13 protein-coding genes are annotated in these 19,328 nt (G+C 59.8%); 7 read left to right on the top strand and 6 right to left on the bottom strand.

What is annotated here, in order from left to right; translation table 11 throughout:
* Positions 1-133 precede the first annotated feature (133 nt).
* Positions 134-2,533 (bottom strand): DUF1553 domain-containing protein, encoded by a 2,400-nt coding sequence (locus tag R3C19_04730; protein MEZ6059647.1) that lies wholly within the window; start codon positions 2,531-2,533, stop codon positions 134-136.
* A 224-nt stretch (positions 2,534-2,757) separates the two neighbouring features.
* On the opposite strand from R3C19_04730, the gene R3C19_04725 reads away from it, so the two are divergent.
* Complete coding sequence (locus R3C19_04725; protein ID MEZ6059646.1) at positions 2,758-4,056, top strand: amidohydrolase; 1,299 nt, start codon at positions 2,758-2,760, stop codon at positions 4,054-4,056.
* A 75-nt stretch (positions 4,057-4,131) separates the two neighbouring features.
* Here R3C19_04725 and R3C19_04720 read toward each other — a convergent pair whose 3' ends face one another.
* Positions 4,132-4,983, bottom strand: coding sequence for a sugar phosphate isomerase/epimerase family protein (locus tag R3C19_04720; GenBank protein MEZ6059645.1), 852 nt, complete (start codon positions 4,981-4,983; stop codon positions 4,132-4,134).
* A gap of 106 nt (positions 4,984-5,089) precedes the next feature.
* On the opposite strand from R3C19_04720, the gene R3C19_04715 reads away from it, so the two are divergent.
* Positions 5,090-5,590, top strand: coding sequence for a histidine phosphatase family protein (locus R3C19_04715; protein ID MEZ6059644.1), 501 nt, complete (start codon positions 5,090-5,092; stop codon positions 5,588-5,590).
* Positions 5,591-5,679: 89 nt separating this feature from the next.
* Here R3C19_04715 and R3C19_04710 read toward each other — a convergent pair whose 3' ends face one another.
* Positions 5,680-7,077, bottom strand: a complete 1,398-nt coding sequence (locus tag R3C19_04710) for an AAA family ATPase (GenBank protein MEZ6059643.1) — start codon at positions 7,075-7,077, stop codon at positions 5,680-5,682.
* A gap of 329 nt (positions 7,078-7,406) precedes the next feature.
* On the opposite strand from R3C19_04710, the gene R3C19_04705 reads away from it, so the two are divergent.
* The 3 genes from R3C19_04705 to R3C19_04695 all read left to right on the top strand — a co-directional run bounded on the left by R3C19_04705 (position 7,407) and on the right by R3C19_04695 (position 9,946).
* Positions 7,407-8,174 (top strand): SDR family oxidoreductase, encoded by a 768-nt coding sequence (locus R3C19_04705; GenBank protein ID MEZ6059642.1) that lies wholly within the window; start codon positions 7,407-7,409, stop codon positions 8,172-8,174.
* A gap of 349 nt (positions 8,175-8,523) precedes the next feature.
* Positions 8,524-9,351 carry a sugar phosphate isomerase/epimerase family protein gene (locus tag R3C19_04700; protein ID MEZ6059641.1) on the top strand — a complete coding sequence of 276 codons (828 nt, stop codon included), beginning with the start codon at positions 8,524-8,526 and terminating at the stop codon, positions 9,349-9,351.
* Between the two features lie 454 nt (positions 9,352-9,805).
* Positions 9,806-9,946: a hypothetical protein gene (locus R3C19_04695; protein ID MEZ6059640.1), complete on the top strand. Its 141-nt coding sequence runs from the start codon at positions 9,806-9,808 to the stop codon at positions 9,944-9,946.
* 60 nt (positions 9,947-10,006) lie between these two features.
* Here the strand turns inward: R3C19_04695 and R3C19_04690 are convergent, their stop codons facing one another.
* The 3 genes from R3C19_04690 to R3C19_04680 all read right to left on the bottom strand — a co-directional run bounded on the left by R3C19_04690 (position 10,007) and on the right by R3C19_04680 (position 14,700).
* The gene (locus R3C19_04690; GenBank protein MEZ6059639.1) at positions 10,007-11,026 is read right to left on the bottom strand and encodes a potassium channel protein; all 1,020 of its coding nucleotides are present in this window, start codon (positions 11,024-11,026) and stop codon (positions 10,007-10,009) included.
* 141 nt (positions 11,027-11,167) lie between these two features.
* The gene (locus R3C19_04685) at positions 11,168-13,231 is read right to left on the bottom strand and encodes a serine hydrolase (GenBank protein MEZ6059638.1); all 2,064 of its coding nucleotides are present in this window, start codon (positions 13,229-13,231) and stop codon (positions 11,168-11,170) included.
* A gap of 194 nt (positions 13,232-13,425) precedes the next feature.
* Positions 13,426-14,700 carry a DUF1343 domain-containing protein gene (locus tag R3C19_04680; protein MEZ6059637.1) on the bottom strand — a complete coding sequence of 425 codons (1,275 nt, stop codon included), beginning with the start codon at positions 14,698-14,700 and terminating at the stop codon, positions 13,426-13,428.
* Positions 14,701-14,928: 228 nt separating this feature from the next.
* On the opposite strand from R3C19_04680, the gene R3C19_04675 reads away from it, so the two are divergent.
* Together R3C19_04675 and R3C19_04670 are read left to right on the top strand one after the other, a co-directional pair.
* On the top strand, positions 14,929-18,546 hold the full coding sequence (locus R3C19_04675; protein MEZ6059636.1) for a c-type cytochrome: 3,618 nt from the start codon (positions 14,929-14,931) through the stop codon (positions 18,544-18,546).
* 82 nt (positions 18,547-18,628) lie between these two features.
* Positions 18,629-19,327, top strand: a complete 699-nt coding sequence (locus tag R3C19_04670; GenBank protein MEZ6059635.1) for a VTT domain-containing protein — start codon at positions 18,629-18,631, stop codon at positions 19,325-19,327.
* Position 19,328 lies beyond the last annotated feature (1 nt).

The raw sequence follows: 19,328 nt of genomic DNA, 5'->3' as shown, positions 1-19,328 counted from the left end.
GTCCATCCCGCCAGGATGGACGTTCGGAACGCACGAAGCGGCACGGAATGCGGGCCGCCGCGCGTGAGATGTCGTTGATTGGTTGTTCGCGTCGCTGTGAAACGCCGGCCGCACCCCGTCCGGCCGGCAATCACTATCGGGTCATTGTTTCATCCAGATTCAGCAGCACGTTGGCGACATGGAACCAGGCCGCCAGTTCAATGGCGTCGACGGTGTCCGGTGGACGGAAACCTTCGACACCGTCGACGATGGCCGTTGCTTCTGCCGGAGCCTGTCGAAGTCGTGCGAGTTCTACTTCGAAGACGCTGAGCAAGTGGTCGACCTCTTCGCTGGTCGGTTCCCGCGCGACGCAGCGTTTCATTCCGTAGACGGCGATCGTCCGCGGATTGGCGCTGTTGTCATGCGTCATCATCTGATGGGCCAGCGACAGAGCCATCTCCACATATGCCGGGTCATTCAGCAAAGTCAGCGCCTGCAGTGGCGTGTTGCTGCGAGGTCGTCTGGTGACGCAGGAGGCTCGATCGGGCGCGTCAAAATTCACGAAGCTCGGATACGGAGCCGCTCGGCGCCAGACGACGTAGATTCCGCGGCGAAAGCGATCTTCGTCCGTCGCTGCCTGCCAGACGGGTGCATTGCGACCAACCTGCCGCCAGATTCCGTCGGGTTGAAACGGCATGATCGGAGGACCATGCATTTTTGATGACAGCAGTCCGCTGACCGCAAGGCTGTTGTCACGAATGGTCTCGGCCGACATCCGGAAGCGGGGACCTCGCGTGTACAGCGTGTTTTGCGGGTCGACAGCCAGCGTCGCCGCATCGACTCGGGAAGACTGCCGGAACGTCGATGACATCACAATTAGTTTCAGGATGTGTTTCGTCGACCAGGGTCCTGCGCCTGACGATGGTTCCATGAATTCGCAGGCCAGCCAATCGAGCAGTTCCGGATGCGTCGGCGGTTCGCCCTGAGTTCCGAAATCTTCCGCGGTGGCGACAATTCCGTGCCCGAAACATTCTGCCCACAGCCGGTTCACGGCCACTCGCGCCAGTAGCGGGTTGTCCGGGGAAACCAGCCACTGTGCCAGACCCAGTCGATTTGCGGGCTGCGATTCAAGGGACTCATGCAGCGCCGCCGGAGTGCCGCAGTTCACCCGGCTGCCCGGATTCAGGTAGTCGCCTCGCAGCATGACAAACGTTTCACGCGGCTGATCGAGTTCCACCATGACAAGTGTCGACGGTGGCCGAAGCTTGTCAATCTGCTGCTGCAGGCCGCTGATCTGCGAACCCAGTTCCTTCGTGTCCGACGATTTGTCGGCGGCTTTTTGTTTCTGTTTCAGTTCGTCCAGTTGCCGCTGCAGTCGCTCGCATTTGTGCTGCTGCGAAGGTTCGGTCGGCAGTTCCATCCAAGGCCCGTTAAAGTCGTAGCTGACGCCGCTGGTCAGCTTCACTTCCAGCGGCGTGTTGTTGAAGTATGCGAACAGCCGATAGTAGTCGTCCTGTGTGAACGGATCGTATTTGTGGTTGTGGCACTGACAGCATTCCAGCGTTGTGCCGAGAAACACCGTGCCTGTGGTGTTGACGCGATCAATCACCTGGTTCACACGGTTCTCTTCCGGATGGACACCCGCTTCGACATTGCAGGTAACGGTTCGATGAAAACCAGTGGCGATTTTCTGGTCGACGGTGGCGTTCGGCAGCAGGTCGCCCGCAATTTGTTCAGTGACAAACCGGTCGTACGGCATGTCAGAATTCAAAGCGTTGATGACCCAGTCGCGATACGCCCAACTTTCGCGAAGCTGGTCGGCCTGAAATCCGTTGGAATCCGCGTAGCGAGCCAGGTCCAGCCACGGCCTGGCCCAGTGTTCTCCGAAATGGTCCGATGCCAGCAGCCGGTCGACGACCTGTTCGCAGGCATCCGGCGAATCGTCTGCCACGAACGCGTCAACTTCCTGCACGGTCGGCGGCAGACCGGTCAGCGTCAACGAAATCCGGCGAAGCAGCCGGGCTCGTTCTTCCAAAGGCGACGGCTGAAGATCGCGTCGTTCCAGATTTGACAAGACGAAGCGATCGATGGCGTTCGTCGGCCACGCGGCATTCCTCACGTCGGGAGGCTCCGGCCGACGCGGTTTGACGTATGCCCAGTGCTTTGCCGCCGGTTCGTCTTCAGTCCATTCAGCGCCGGATTCAATCCACGACGTCAGTGTCTGAATCTGCAATTTCGTCAGTCGATCGCCGGCCGGCGGCATCATGGTATCGCTGTCATCGCTGCTAATTCGTTTCAGCAGCAGGCTGGCGTCGGCATGTCCGGGAACAATCACCGGCCGGCCGGAATCTGTGGTTGCCAGGGCATCACGGCGGCTTGTCAGTCGCAGCCCGCCTTCGCGGGAGGACGGTCCATGGCATTCAAAGCACCGCGTTTCAAGAATCGGCTGCACGTCGCGTCGGAAGTCAACGGTCTGACCGTCCGCACCGGCGGCGAAGGAAACAGTGACACAGATAATGGTGGCTGTGATGGTGCGGAACGTTGCCCTTAGCATGGCTGGTCTGTCTTCAGGAGGCTCCGGCTGGCGGGACACGATGGTTTTCGACAGTCTAACTTCGAGGCCGCCGACTTCGCAGTCAAATGCGCGGGAAACCGCCGCCGGCGAAAGATCGCGCGGCTTGATCCCGCTTCGTTCGCGCCGGATACTTCCGGTCTTCACCGCCACCGTTTGCCGACGGCTGGCGGATTCGCGGTTTCGGTTCTGTTGAAAGGCTCGTCATGAAACGTCTTTCCGTGATTCTGTTGTTGCTGACGACAGCGATTCCCGCGCAGGCCGGGTCCGTGGAAGATTGGACCGAAGCGCATCTGGACGAACTCGTGCGGCTGTATTTCCACTTCCACCGCAATCCGGAGATTTCGTTTCAGGAAGAACAAACCGCCGCGCGCATTGCTCAGGAATGGCGTGCGGTCGGATACGAAGTCACGACGGGTGTGGGCGGCCACGGCGTGGTGGCCGTTCTGAAAAACGGCGACGGTCCCACGATTATGCTGCGAACTGATCTGGACGCGCTGCCGGTGCGTGAAGCGACGGGGCTGGAGTATGCGTCCTCCGGAACGGTGACGAGTTCCGACGGCAGTCAGACGGGAGTCATGCATGCCTGTGGTCACGACATTCATATGACCAGCCTGGTGGGAGTGGCGGGATATCTGGCCGAACACCGTGATCTGTGGAGCGGGACTCTGGTGCTGATCGGACAGCCCGCGGAAGAACGCGTCGGTGGAGCGAAGGCGATGCTGGATGACGGTTTGTTCGAACGTTTTCCGAAACCGGACGCCGCCGTCGCGCTGCATGTAAGTTCGGACCTGGCCGCCGGACGAGTCGCCTGCCGCGCGGGGTACGCTCTGGCGAACGTCGACAGTGTGGACATCACCATGAAGGGCCGCGGCGGACACGGTTCCGCGCCGCATACCACGATTGATCCGGTCGTGCAGGCAGCCGAACTGGTTGTGTCGCTGCAGACGATTGTCAGCCGCGAAATCGACCCGCTGCAGCCGGCCGTCGTCACGGTCGGATCGATCCACGGCGGTTCCAAGCACAATATCATCGGCGACGAATGCCATCTGCAACTGACTGTTCGCAGTTACGATGACGGTGTCCGAAAGCACCTGCTGGAAGCCATCGAACGCAAAGCGAAAGCCGTCGCCGCCGGCGCGCGGGCACCGGAACCGGAGGTTCGGTTTTCCGAAGGATCTCCGGCGCTTTACAACGATGACGAACTGACCGCGAGGGTGACGGAGTCGCTCAAACGCACCGTGGGCGACGACAACTTCGAAGTGCCGGAGCAGGTGATGGGAGCGGAAGACTTCAGTCTGTATGGAAAGGCGGGAGTCCCCGTCGTGATGTACCGCCTGGGCAGCGTCAGTCAGCGACGTCTGGATCAGTATGAAATGGCCGGGCGAACGCCGCCGTCGCTGCATTCGCCGGTCTACTATCCGGACTTTGAAGACACGCTGCGCACCGGTGTGGCCACAATGTCCAGTGTCACGATGGACCTGATGAAACCGGCGGCAAAGTGACGGCAGCCTGCCGCATTCTCCGGCTGTTGCCCGGAACCGGAGCAGCGACATGCGGGAACCGTCGGCGACGCGTTGTCAGGACAGGATCTTGTCCCGCAGATCGACCAGCAGTCGCATTGCTTTCCCGATGTCCGCCTTCTGCTGGTCGCGGTCTTCCGGAATTTCGCGTTCAATCGTCAGCGGGCCGTCATAGCCGAGTTCATCCAGGGTCCGCAGATAGTCTTCCATTCCGACGTCGCCGTCTCCCAGTGCGACTTCGCGACCCCAGTCCTTTCCGCGACGATCCGCGGGGGCTCGTTTGGCATCCTTGCAGTGAACGCTGCGAACATAAGCGCCGACCTTCTTCAGAGCTTCAATGGGTTCACCGGTGCCGTACAGAATCATGTTGGCCGGGTCGAAGTTAATGAACAGGTTGTCGCGCTGGACGTCACTGATGAAGTGCAGCAGATGATCGGCAGTTTCCTGTCCGGTCTCCAAATGCAGTGTCTGGCCGTTTGCCTTGACGTGATCCAGCAGATCGCGGGTCGTCTGCAGCAGATCCTGATACCCCGTCGACGAGGTGTCTTCCGGCACAAAGCCGATGTGCAGTCCCACGGCGCTGCAGCCCAGCAGCTTTGCGAAGTCGCTGATTTCCTTCATTTCCTGCACCCGCGCGGCGCGAGTTTCTTCCGGCACCAGTCCCACGGTCCGCGCGGTTGTCGGGATGTCGGCGTAGCTTTCTCCTTCGAAGCCCCCGAACACGCAGGTCACGGTGACTCCCGCGTCGGCACATTTCTGCAGAAACGCATCTGCGGATGCCTGCGTGCGCGTCTGTTTGTGAGGAGCGTGCAACTGAATGGAAGGGATGCCGAGTTCCCGGACGACATCAAAATGCACTCCCAGCCCGGCGTCGATTGACGCGAACACTCCGATCGGCCATTTGTTCATCACTTAAGACTCCTGAACTTTGATGGAACGGAAGGTGGGCCGACATGTTGGCGGACAGGGATTGCGAAATCAATTCAGTGAAGCATCGAGCGGCGTTCGGCATTCGATGAACAGCAAGACACTTTTTCTTGTCCGCCACGCGAAGTCGAGCTGGAAGGACGCATCCCTTCCGGATCATGACCGCCCGCTGAACAAACGCGGTCAGCGGGACGCGCCCGTGATGGGTCGACGCCTGGCTCGGCGCGGAGTTGGTCCGGAGAAAATCGTCAGCAGCTCCGCTGCGCGGGCTCTGTCGACCGCCGGGATCATCGCCGGGGAATTGGGGCTCGGAGACGAACAACTGCGGATCAATCCCCGAATCTACGGCGCTTCGGCGGACGCATTGCTGACGGTTGTACACGGCCTTGATAAGTCCGTGCTGCGGATCATGCTGGTCGGGCACAATCCGGGGCTCACCGAATTCGTGAATGCTCTGACCGGTTACGACATCGACAACGTGCCGACCTGCGGGATCTGCGTCGTGCGGCTCGGCAGCGTCTGCTGGAAGGAAGTGGACTTCGGAAGCGGCGAGCTGGTTGAGTTCGATTTTCCGAAGAAGCCCGACTGACCGGAATTCGCGGCCTGGCCGCGACGCCGCATCGGCCGCCCCGCGTTTCTTTTCGCGCGGCGCGATGCGGCGTGAATTTCGGGAGCGAACTACATCACGGAGAAGTAGTTTTCGACGGCGAAGTCGAAGGCGGCTCGCGAGATCTCCAGCGGCTGGCAGTGGAAGTTGCAGTAGTTTCGTACCTGAAGCAGCAGGTCGCGTGGCTGGCAAAGTCGGAAAGGACGACCAATCGCCAGGTAGTGCGTTTCGATCAGGTATTCGATGGCATCCTCATCGATTTCGAATCCGGTAACGCCGCACATGATGTGAAACAGGTCCCGGAATTCTTCGACGGTCGGATCGGGGACTTCGATCTTGTAGGGAATTCGGCGCAGAAACGCTCCGTCGACCAGGTCCTTCGGTTCCAGGTTGGTTGAGAACACAATCAACTGGTCAAAGGGAACCTTCAGCTTCTTTCCGCTGGGCAGGTTCATGAAGTCGTACCGTTTTTCCAGCGGAACGATCCACCGGTTCAGCAGCACATCAACCGGCATCTTCTGTCGACCGAAGTCGTCGATCACGAGTGTCCCGCAGTTGCTCTTCAACTGCAAAGGCGATTCGCAGATGTTGGACTGGCGGTTCTTGGTGACTTCCAGTTCGTCCATGGTCAGTTCACCGCCGGCGATGACGGTCGGCCGTCGAATGCGAATCCAGCGGCGGTCGATATCGTGCGAGTCCAGAAGTCCGCCGGACTGAGTCTGATCGTCGACGATTTCATGAACACCCGGATCGAAGACGCGCATGATCTCTCCTTCCAGGTAGATCGCTCGCGGAATCCAGATGGCCGAACCAAAGGCGTCCGTGACACGTTCAGCGATGCTGGTCTTGCCGTTACCAGGCTGGCCGAACAGAAACATGCCGCGGCCGGAATTGATGGCTGGTCCCAGGCGGTTCAGCATTGCCTGGTTGATGATCAGCCCGTCGAAGGCGCGGCGCAGGTCGTCGGCGGTGACGACTTCGTCGGCAATCGACTGAGCGGCGACGGAACGGACGTAGTCTTCCAGTGAAACCGGGGCGGCTCCAAAATAGGTGCACTCGTCCGTATAGCGGCGGCCTTTTTCCCGCCCCGCGTCTGTCACGGAAAATTCCGGGTCGCCCGTGTTGGTGGTTCCGGTCAGGTCGATCTGCTTATCGGTCCGAAGCTGTTTCAGAATCGGTTCGATGATGCGGAACGGCAGTTTCATCTGTGACGCGATGACTCGGCTGGGAGCCACTCCGACCTGATACAGGAACTTCATGATCAGCCGCTCAATCAGTGCGGCGGTGATGCCGGATTCCCGCAGAGTCAGCGGCTGGCGCGGCGTGAAGTTCTTGTCCGCCGGCAGTGCTTCGCGACGAGCGTCCGCTTCTTCGGAAGCCGTTGCGCCACCCAGAAGCTGGTTGACCCGGTCAAATAGCTCGTCCAGTCCCTTGCCGTTGGCTTCCGAAGATTCGGTGGAAGTTGTCACGTGTGCTGTTCCTCTGACTTCGCGCGGAATGGTCCGCTCAGTTTTTTCTGCCTTCGCGTGCACGTCTGCATCACGGAAACGACGCTGAATGGTGCGGGCACAGAATGCTGCCGAGATTTAGGCCGCGGATTACGGGGGGTCAAACCCGGAGTTGCCAATCCGCATCAGCCGCTGCGGCAACCAGGGGGGAAGAGTTCGAACGTTCGTGTTGTGCGGTTGTTTCCGAGTTCATAATCGCAAATGATGCGGCCCGCGCGACCGGTGGAATGCTCACGCGCCCCGCAACCGGAACTCGCCGTTTTGCATTTCTGTCAAGGGAGCATCCTGGTATGAGATTTCAGGACCGCGTTGTCATTGTCACGGGCGGCAGCAAGGGCATTGGCGAAGGCTGTTCGCGCGTCTTCTGCCGGGAAGGCGGCCTTGTCAGCGTACTGGCCCGCGGCACACAGGCCGGCGAAAAACTGGTAGCGGAACTGAACGCCGCGGGACCGGGAAAGGCCATCTTTCTGCCCTGCGATGTTGGGCAGCACCTGCAGCTTCGCGATGCCATCGAAAAAACTGTGCAGCACTTCGGACGGCTGGACTGCATCGTCAACAATGCCGGCCAGCATCCTCCTGCCATGTCGCTGGACGACACGTCGGTTGAGTTCATGGAGGAACTGATGCGAATCAACTACCTCAGCACGTTCGCCGGCACGCGGTACGCGCTGCCTCACCTGCGAAAGACAAAGGGCACCATCGTCAACATGTCGTCCATCACGGCCGTGCTGGGACAGGACCGATCCAGCGCGTATTGTGCGACAAAAGGGGCTCAGGTGAGTCTCACGAAAGCTCTGGCGAAGGAACTCGGCCCGGAAGGAATTCGCGTCAATGCAATCCTGCCCAGCAACATCGACACACCGCTGATGCGCGACTGGGCGGCCACGCTGGACGATCCGGATTCGGCACTGGAACGCGTTTCGCGGTTGCAGGTGTTCGGCCGCATGGGAACCATCGAAGAAATGGGCGAGGTCGCTTTGTTTCTGGCCTGTGAAGAATCGAGTTTCATCACCGGTCAGGCCATCGAAGCGGAAGGCGGTGCAAGTCTTGACTACTGACTCGCCGCGCGGCCGAATGCTTCCCGGCCGGGGCGCGGTTCCGTACGGTTCGGGCTGCATTTCGCGGTCGTTCGGTCAGCCGCAACGTGCTCATGCTGCCTTCAGCGCCGTTTGCGCAGAGAGTGACTGCAGCGGAATTGCGAATGTTCGCGCGGTGAACAGACTGCTCTTCGAAGTGACCGACCGATTCGGTGTCCGACTTCCTTCCCGATTGAACAGCATCCGATTTTTTCTCTCTGCTGAGAAATGAGTGCATCGCCATCGCGGCATGAAACGATGATCGGCCGCGGCATCATTCGATTACGACTTGCGATACCGACACCGCGCGTCACGTTTAAGGACCATCAACATGAAGTTCGCCATCTGCCAGGAACTGTTTGAAGACATGCCGTGGGATGAGCAGTGTCGTCTGATCGCTGACATCGGATACACGGGGATCGAAGTTGCGCCGTTCGCGATCAGCGATGACATGACTCATGTGGCCGAGTCACAACTGAAATCGATGCGGCAAACGGCGGAGCAGCACGGGCTTCAGATCATCGGTCTGCACTGGCTGCTGGCGAAGACCAGCGGGCTGCATCTGACGACTCCTGACGCCGCTGTGCGAACTCGAACGGCCGAATATCTGAAGCTGCTGGCGGACGCTTGCCAGGTGCTGGGCGGACACGTGCTGGTATTCGGTTCACCGCAGCAGCGAAGCCTTCCGGCTGGCGTTACACGGGATCAGGGTCTGCAGTTCGCGGCTGAGGTGTTTCGGGCGGCGATGCCGGTATTTGCCGAAAAAAACGTGGTTTTGTGCATGGAACCGCTGACGTCGAAGGAAACGGATTTTATCAACACGTGTGCCGAAGCAGTGGAGCTGATGACGCTGGTTGACCACCCGTCATTCATCCTGCATCAGGACGTGAAGGCGATGCTGGGAGCGGAAGCGGACTCCATTCCGGAACTGATTCATCGTCACAAAAATGTCTGCGGACACTTTCATGTGAACGACACCAACCTGCTGGGACCTGGGATGGGTGAGACGGATTATCATCCGATTCTGCGCGCGCTGCGCGAGGTCGGTTATCGCGGATGGGTGTCCGTGGAAGTCTTCGACTACAGTCCCGGCGCGGAGAAGATCGCGCGCGACAGTCTGAGTTATCTGCAGCGTGTTCTGACGGACCTTGACGACTGATCGTGTCGCTGAAGGACATCGTGCAAGCTTCGATCATCGGACGCGCGACGCGGTCATTCATCATCACCGCAGCATTCGGTTACGAGGCCGGACGACTCGCGCGATTGACCGCTGAACAGGACCCTGTGATGTTGCTGAAAGCTTTCTTTGAAACTTCGGAAACATCGCGATCGATTGATGAAGAACAGTCTTGCACATTCCGTCAATTTGAATACGATTTCGCCCGAACGTTGATGCAGGTTCTGTTGAGTGGTGATGAATGATTCGTGATGCTGAAACTTTCTGAAGTAAGGTCTTCATCACGATCGTGTCATTCGGACAGAGCCTGCTTCACCACAACTGTGTAAGTGTGGTGAAATTTTTTCGTGAGGTGTGGTTTCACTGCCCAATGGTTTTTTCGAAGCCCGGTAACTGCGGCAGGTAGGCCACAACGAACAAGATTAAGGAGGACACTGTGGCTAAGAAGAAGGCAACCAAGAAGAAGGCAGCGAAGAAGAAGGCTGCTCCGAAGAAGAAGGCTGCTCCGAAGAAGAAGGCTGCCAAGAAGAAGGCCACCAAGAAAAAGGCTGCCAAGAAGAAGGCCACCAAGCGATAAGCGTCGCGGTGGAAGTGTTTGAAACAGCGGCTGACCGACATATCGCGGTCAGCCGTTTTTTTATGCGCTGCCGGCCGGATTCTCCGCCGGCAGATCCGGCTGCGTCAGTGCCGACAAATCGGCAATGCTTTCCGAGCTGCCGAACGCAAACAGGTTGTCGCCGCGTTCGATCTTCAGGTGGCCCGGCGGAGGAAAGAACTTCTGCCCGGAAGCGCGGCTGACTCCCAGAAGCATGATCCCGGATTCGCGAAGTCGGGTTTCACTCAGCTTTCTGTCAATCAGCGGTGAATGTTCAGGCACCTGAAACTCGACGATCTCCCAGTCGACGCCGCCGGATTCCGCGACTTCCACGAAGTTTTCGATGCCGGGAGACAGCATGAATCTGGCCATGCGAATCGCGCCGGACGACAGCGGATTGATGACCCGCGTGGCTCCGGCCTGCAGCATCTTCTGCGACGCGCGCTCGTCCGTTGCGCGGGCGACGATCTGCAGATTCTTCGACAGCAGTCGTGACGACAGCACCAGATACAGATTGTCGGCATCGGTCGGCAGTACGGCGGTAAGTCCGCGAGCACGTTCCACTCCGGCTTGCTTCAGCACATCGTCCTGAGTCGCGTCACCGGAAAGAAACAGCCACTGCCGCTGCTTCATCTCCACCGTAAACAGTTCCGGATCCTCTTCGATGATCACAAACGGCTGACGGCGCTGCTGCAGATAATCGCACAGCGTCGCACCCATGCGTCCGTACCCGCAGATGATGAAATGGTTGGTCAGTTTGGCAATTTTTGCTTCCATCCGACGTTGCTCCAGAATTGATCTCAGGTCTGCGTTGACCAGCGTCTGCCCGAATTGAAACGCGCTGTACGTGAAGACCCCCAGCCCGCAGGCCAGATACGTGACCGTGAACAGCATGACGCCCGGAGTCAGCGGCTCCGGCTCATGCGATCCCACGGTTGTCAGTGTGATGACCGCCAGATAGAAGCACTCCAGGATTGGAAGCCCGGTCAGCAGGCGGAATCCGATGGCCCCGACCAGCAGCATCGCCAGTATCAGCAGCGGGATTTGCAGCAGTTGTCGCATGCGGGATCTTGTCGACTCAGTCTCACGGTTCCCTGACCGCGCGAAGTGTGACCAAACGATTGAGGCGTTTCCAGCGTTGCAGGTCGGCAGCAGACATCGCACAACGGTCGTGCGGCGACACCGCAGCCGGATCGGAATCACTCATTCCGCCGACCTGCCTGTATCCGGCGCTGCGGTTTGCGTTGTGGAGGAAAGTTGCTGCCACGCCCAGCGATACAGATTGCGACTATCGGTGTAGCGAGCATCAGAGGAAGTCGAACCCAGCACAACCATCAGCAATCGGGTACCGTTTCGTTCCGCCTGTGACACCAGGCAGGCGCCGGCGTCGTCCGTTGTGCCGGTCTTCACACCTTCGTAGCCGCTGATTGCCAAAAGCCGGTTTGTGTTTTTCCAGAGAACGTTTCGCTGGTAGCCGCCGGAGCCGGTGACCGTGCATCCTCGCTGTCGAGTTGAGACGTACCTGCGAAACGCCGGGATCGAGACCGCGGTCGCCGCAAGCTTCACCAGATCAGCGGCCGTCGACGAATGTCCGTCTTCCGTAAGTCCGCTGGGGTTGCGGAAGGTTGTTTTCGTCATGCCGAGTTCCGTTGCGGTGCGATTCATTTCGTCGACGAACAGGCGCAGCGGATCCGCTTCCGGACGCCGTTCTTCGCTCGGCGAATGACGCAAACGATTTCCGAAGTGTTCGGCCAGTGCCACGGCCGCGTCATTGCCGGAAGGCAGCAGCAGACCGTAAAGCACTTCTGAAACCGGCAGTTGTTCGCCTTCGCGGATCGCGGCTGTTGAACCGCGCGTTCGATCGGCTCGAAGCGAAAACGTCACGGTCTCATTTAATACGGCAGCATTGTCCTGCGCCAGACGCAGGACGACGCAGGCGGTCATGATCTTGGTAGTGCTGGCAATATCCAGAACCGAGTCCGCGTTTTCGCTGAAGAGGACACCACCGCTGTCGTCGGCGATCGCCCACGCCCGGCACGTGACGAACGGAGGTCCGTCGACGGAGTCTGCTTCGGCCAGTGGCAGCACCTGGGCATTCACCACAATTGGGTCCGGGACCGGTTCGTCTTCGGTCAGCAGCGGACTTAGCGCCTTCCAGACGTCGGAGTCAACGACGCCCGACGTCTGCAGCCCGGACTGTCTCTGGAAGTCTCTGACCGCGGCCAGCGTCGCGGGACCGAAATCGCCATCGATGGAAAGTTGCGGCGACGGTTCCAGCATGGAATTCAGAGTTCGCTGAACGGCTTCAACCATCAGGCCAAAGTCGCCCTGTCGCAGCGTTGTTCGATCTGAAGTGTCGTTCGGCAGGGACGGATTGAAATGATCGAAGACCGTTCGGGCAATCTGTCCACCCAGAACCTGTGCCGCGTTGTTGCTGCCCCAGCTCTGGTCTTTGTTGTTGTTAGTCAGAACGCAGATTGCGATGGGGCCGCTGTTTGTAAACAGAATGCCGGCGTCGGTGCGAGCGTTCGAAACGGACCCGGACTTGTGAGCAACTCTGACGTCGTCCGGCAGCAGCGAAGGCAGCATGTCCCGGCTTTCACAGGCGGTCAGGTGGTCCAGCATCGCGTCGGAAGCCTCTGGCGACACCAGTTCCCGGCGATGCAACTGATCCAGCAGCGCGATCATGTCGGAACTGGTTGTGCTGCCGAGACCAAATTCCCGGCTGCGTTCGGGAAAAGCGGACGTACTTCCGCGGTACACTTTCGAATGGATCTTCGTTTCCGGAAATCCCATCGCGGCCATCGTGTCAGCGGTCGATGTGAGTCCGATTCGGTCGAGAACAAGATTCGTCGCGGTATTATCGGAATACGCAATCATCAGCCGGATTGCGTCCCGGAGGGTCAGTTCAGCGCCGTCCGAAAAGTGCTTCGTCAGGATTCCGGAGCCGGGCACCTTGTCGTTCTTTGTGAGTGTCACCGTCGCGGACAGATCCAGTCGTCCGGCTTCCTCCTGCCGGTAGGCTTCGATCATCACCGGAAACTTAATCAGACTGGCGGTTGGCATGACGGTGTCAGATCGGTAGTGAAACGCGGCTCCGGAATCGAGGTGTCTGACGGAGACCGCGACATCTCCTTCATGCGCTTCGATCAGCGGCCGCAGCTTCTCGGCGAGGACTTCATCGATCGAACCTGAGTCCTGAGCAGCAGCAGTTGCGGACAGCAATGTCAGCAACACAAGAACGCGCAGCGTTGAATGAGTCATCATGTGCCCCATCGTGCGGGTTTGATTTGTTTGACTGGCTCGCGGAAAATCACCGGGCCGGTGCCGGGCCGATTCGTTCGTTTTCCGGTCGCTGCGGACTCGCGTCCCCGCAAGCGCCGGTTTCCGGAATAGGAATGAAAGCGCGAACACCGCTGAAATGGCGTTCGCCGCGCGGCGACGTGTGCCGGCAAAAAGTTCTATTCGTACATCAGAAAGCCGGCACGACGGTCGCGGAACTGAGCCATGCCGTGTTCGGCGACGTGTTCGATTTCCGCAGGTGTGTTTCCGTCCGTGATTGCCTTCAGCGTTGATTCATTGCCCAGCAGCCGGAGCATTTTGTCCGCTTCCCATTCGTGTGGATAAAGCTGCCGCAGGGTTGCCGCGATCAGAAACCCGGTGCGCAGCGGTTCGAATGTTGTGCGATTCGTCACGACGATGTTGACTCCGCCGCAGCGTTCACCTTTGAATTTGCTGGCATCCGGCGTGAATTTTATCGGTACAAACGACACGCCTTCGGGGCGATTCCGATTCAGCGCTGCGGCGAAGTCGCGCGCGGTGATCCACGGTGCGCCGATCACTTCAAACGGAGTGTCGGTCCCGCGGCCGACCGAAACGTTCGTGAATTCGATCACGCCGATTCCCGGATACAAAAGTGCCTGCGTCAGGCTGCGCATGTTCGGCGAAGGGTTCACCCACAACAGGCCCGTGTCATCCCAGAACCGGCTTCGCTTCCAGCCTTCGCATCGGACGACCTGCAGGTCCAGATCCAGCTTGAGTTCCGACCGGAACATCGCGGCCAGTTCGCCAACCGTCATGCCGTGCCGCACGGGCAGTGAGTGAAATCCGACAAACGATTCCCGGCCGGGGTCCAGCATCGGACCGGCAACGTCACGTCCGCCGATCGGATTCGGCCGGTCCAGCACCATGAACGTGACGTTGTGCTGCGCCGAGGCTTTCATCGCTTCGCCCATCGTTGACACGTACGTGTAGAATCGGCAGCCGATGTCCTGAATGTCGAACACCAGCACGTCGAGCCCGTCCAGCAATTCCTTTGTCGGCCGGCGAGTCTCACCGTACAGGCTGAAAATTCGCAGTCCCGTGGATTGCTCGGTGGCGTCGTTGATCTTTGAGACATCCAGCTTGCCTTCGAATCCGTGTTCCGGACTGAACAATGCGACGAGATTTACGTTCGGCGCGTCGTGAAGCAACTGCACGGTGCTGACGCCATCGCGGCTGCGACCGGTGTGATTTGTGATCAGACCGACTTGCTTTCCCGCCAGTTCGGCAAACTCGTGACGCTGCAGGACGTCGATCCCCGGCAGCACGCCGTCATCCTCCGCGCGGGTCTGTTCGCACAGGAACGTCGTCGCGCTGATCAGCAGCCACATGATGGCGGCGACTTCGATTGGCCGGCCGGATTTGTCCTGATGAAGCATTGTCAGTGCCGCCTTTCTGAAGTTGGAATCGTTCATCGTGTCGGCCTGCCGTGATTCGGCAGGGCGCAGCTTGCGGCCCGATTTGCGAAACCAGCGGCCCGGCGGAAGTTTCCGGCATTCTGTCCGACATTGCATCGCGTCGACTGAGCCGTCCGGACAATGGCCCAGGCGCAATCCTCAACCCGCCGAAGGTGCAATCTCCGGAATGGCTGACCATAATTGCAGACCACCGGCGTGCGTGCCAGTAATCGAACCGCGTTCGCCATGCCTTCACACTTCCCGGATCCCGCCATGTTCCTGCCGCGCTTTCGAACTGTTGCCCGTTCGGTCCTGGTTCTTGTTTCCGCGATTCTCTCCGCCGCGACGCAGGCTCAGGATGTGCCGCCATCGGGATGGCACATGGTGGAGGTGCCCGATGTCTGGAGAAGCATGCCGTCGGGCGAACTGCAGCCGGTCAACGGATATTCGTGGTACCGCGCCCAGATCAGAGTGCCGCCGGAGTGGAAAGGGGCCGAACTGACGCTGTTCGTGGAAGCTTTGGACGACGCGCGTGCGACCTATGTCAACGGCACGAACATCGGAGTGGCCGGCACGTTTCCTCCGCAGTATCGCAGCGGACTGGGGGAATCCGGCCGGTACCGCGTTGACAGCCAGTTGCTGCGGTTTGGTGAATTCAACACGATCGCGATCCGAGTCTATCAGGAGGACCCACGGCCGAATTTCAGCGTCGCGCCGCCCGTGTTGCTGAACGCGGATGCCGGGCAGGCGATTCGCATGAACGGCCAGTGGCAGTATCGCCCCGGCGATGATTCATCCTGGGCGACGGCAGCGTCAACGGAATTCGGCATCCGTGCAACAGAACCGACGGAAGAAGCGGAATTGCGAAAACTCGGCGGCTATTCGCTGATCGATGAGGTTGACGACGTCGAGCGTTATGTGGCTCGCCGGGAAGGTGACAATGATCCGCTGACGCCGCAGCAGGCGGAACGGGCGTTTCAGGTGCCGGACGATCTGCAAATTCAGCTTGTGCTCAGCGATCCGGAAATCGCTCAGCCGCTGTTCATGACCTGGGATGATCGCAATCGACTGTGGGTGGTCGAATATCGCCAGTATCCCGATCCGGCGGGTCTGACGATGATCAGCCGGGATCAATACCTGCGCTCCGTCTATGACAAGGTTCCTGAACCGCCGCCCCGCGGAACGCCAGGCAACGATCGGATTACGATTCACGAAGACACTGACAGCGACGGCGTTTACGACCGCCATACGACATTCGTCGACGGCCTGAACATCGCGACGTCCGTGGCCATCGGGCGGGGCGGAGCCTTCGTGACGAATCCTCCCTATCTGCTGTTCTATCCCGATCGAGACGGCGATGACGTGCCCGACAGTGATCCGGACATTCTGCTGGAAGGTTTCGGGCTGGAAGATTCGCACTCCGTGATCAACAGTCTGAGATTCGGCCCGGACGGCTGGCTGTATGGCTGCCAGGGAAGCACGGTCACCGGCAACGTCAAACGTTACGGTTCGGACGACAAACCCGTCCGCACGATGGGTCAGCAGATCTGGCGATATCATCCGGAACAGCAGACGTTTGAAGTGTTTGCCGAAGGCGGCGGAAACACGTTCGGCCTGGAAATCGACGCGAAGGGCCGCACGTATTCCGGACACAACGGCGGCGATACTCGCGGGTTCCACTACGTTCAGGGAGGCTACTATCGCAAGGGTTTCACGAAGCACGGTTCGCTTTCGAACCCGTATGCGTTCGGATTCTTTGAGAACATGAAGCACCACAGCGTTCCGCGGTTTACACACAACTTCATCATCTATGAAGAAAACGTGCTGCCCGAAGAATACCGCGGCCGGCTGTTCGGAGTTGAGCCGCTGCAGGGGCAGGTGGTGATGAGCGAGATTCGGCCGGAGCAGTCTTCGTTCGAAACGGAAGATATCTCCCGCGTTGTCAAAACGAATGATCAGTGGTTCCGCCCGGTTGACATCAAGGCCGGGCCTGATGGCGCGATCTACGTCGCTGACATGTACGAACAGCGGATCGATCACAGCAGCCACTATGCCGGACGAATCGACCGTTCCAGCGGTCGTATTTACGCGCTGCGGGCAAGGGCCGACGGCAGTCCGACCGTTGTTCGGACGGCGGGTGAGGCGCCGCGGACGCAGGCAGCGTCGCATCAGCGGTTGATCGCCGAGTTGCAGCATTCGTCGAAATGGCACCGCCAGACCGCTTTGCGCCTGATCGGTGATCGGAAAGACGCAACTTTGATTCCGCCTTTGCTGGAATTGCTGCGAACGACATCCGGACAGACAGCGCTGGAGTCGCTGTGGGCCGTGCATCTGAGCGGCGGGCTGACAGACGAAGTCGCGCGGGAAGCTCTGCACCACGACGACCAATACGTGCGGGCATGGACCATACGGCTGTTGTGCGATCGCTGTCACGTGGCAGCTCCCGTCGCGCAGGCTCTGGCGGAACTCGCCGCGAACGAATCCTACATCACCGTTCGCAAGCAACTGGCGTCGTCGGCAAAGCGGCTGCCGGCGAAGGACGCTTTGCCGATCATTCAGCAGCTTCTGAAGTACGACGAAGATGCCGGCGATATCCACCAGCCACTGTTGCTGTGGTGGGCTCTGGAATCAAAGGCGGCGACTCCCGCGGACCGCGATCTGATCGTGACGACGGTGCTTTCGGACGCCGAGAACTGGCAGCGTCCGCTTGTGAAGGATTACCTGCTTGAACGCCTGATGAAGCGGTACGCTCTGGCTGGCAGCCGCGAGGATCTGCTGGCTGCAGCCACACTGCTGCGGTCAGCGCCGAATGCGAAAAGCGCTGAACTGCTGCTGAAGGGATTTGAAGAAGCGTACCAGGGCCGGTCGCTGGCCGGGATTCCCGCGGAACTGGTTGAAGCGCTGGCCGCGACGGGCGGTGGATCAACGGCGCTGCGTCTGCGCCAGGGGAATCCCGATGCGATTGAAGCCGCCGTTGCCGCCGTCGGTGATTCGAATGCCGGCAAGGCAGACCGACTGCAGTACCTGGAAATCTTCGGCCAGATTCGGCGGCCCGAGTTCATTCCCGTCCTGTTGAGTGTCGTCAACGGCGAATCTGATGCGGAACTGGTGGCGTCCGCGCTGACTTCGCTGCAGGCGTTCGACGACCAGCGCATCGGGCAGGCGGTTGTATCAGCGTTTGCGAAGCTGCCCGACGACGCGCGGCCTGTCGCGGAAACGCTGCTGGTCAGCCGTCCGGTCTGGGCACTGGAGCTGCTGCGCGCCGTCGACGCCCGAAACATCCGGGCGGCGGATGTGTCGGACACCGCTTTGAAGAAGATCCTGCTGCACAACAATCAGGACGCGGATGCACTGGTCAAAAAGCACTGGGGAAGCATTGGAGGTGCGACCACGGAGGAAATGAAACAGGAGACAGAACGCCTGACTGAACTGCTGGCGAGCGCTTCCGGCAATCCGAAAAAGGGCAAGCCGCTGTTCCTGCAGAACTGCGGGAAGTGTCATGTCCTGTTTGAGGAAGGTGGTCGCATCGGCCCGGACCTGACTTCGTTCAAACGCGACGACCTGCAGCGCATGCTGGCGAACATCATCAACCCCAGTCTGGAAATTCGGGAAGGCTTCGAGAACTTCGTGATCACCACCACGGACGGCCGTGTCATCAGCGGTTTTCTGGCCGATCAGGACAATCAGGTCGTTGTCCTTCGCGGCGTTGACGGACAAAACCTGCTGCTTCGCCGCGATGAGATTGAAGAGATGCAGGCGATTTCCCGCAGCGTGATGCCGGAAGGGGCCTTGAAGGAGCTGACCGACCAGCAGATTCGTGATCTGTTCGCGTATCTGCGATCGTCGCAGCCGGTCAATTACTGATGTGCGTCCTGCCGTCGCTGGGCCGAGGTTGTGACCGCAGGGCAACGCGACACGGCGGCGGTTTTCATTGAACGGATGATCTGTGAAGTCGCGATTACTGATTCTGTTGATTCCGGCGGCGATGACTGGTGCCGCGACGTGGTCGTGGTTCAGTCACGGCATTGTGTTCGACCTGTTCGGGCGCGACATCAACGCCGCCGCGAGGATCGATCTGCTGAAGGATTATTTCCGGCAGTTTGGCGCATTCGCTCCGCTGGTGTATTTCGTGTTTGTGACGATCGAAGTCGTTGTGGCGCCGATTCCCGGACTGATGCTGTACGCTCCCGGAGGAATCATCTTCGGCCCGGTCACGGGAGGAGCGATCGCGCTGGCGGGAAACGTCGCCGGCGCGGGCATCGCGTGTTCGGTCGCCCGGACATTTGGTCACGGATTGCTGGCTCGATGGTTCGAACCGGCCGGTCTGGAACGTGTCCAGCGCGCCGTGGAGAAACGCGGCGGCTGGCTGATCCTGCTGCTGCGGCTGAATCCGCTGACGTCGTCGGACATCGTTTCCTGGGCGGCGGGACTGACCCGGATTCCCGTGTGGAGGGTGATGTTCGCCACCGCGTTCGGCATGGCTCCGCTGTGCTTTGCCCAGGCCTGGCTGGCGGATGGTCTGCTGACGGCGTTTCCGAAGCTGATCTACCCGTTGTTGATCGCCTGCGGCGTCTATGCGGCGATTGTCGTTGTCGTGCTGCGGAACGTCGTGCGGCCGGGTGTCGTCGCGCCGGAGCAGGACTGAA

The organism is Planctomycetaceae bacterium, from assembly GCA_041398785.1.
Lineage (GTDB): Bacteria > Planctomycetota > Planctomycetia > Planctomycetales > Planctomycetaceae > JAWKUA01.
The sequence above is the reverse complement of the archived record's forward strand: the minus strand, read 5'-3'. Positions and strand labels throughout refer to the sequence as shown.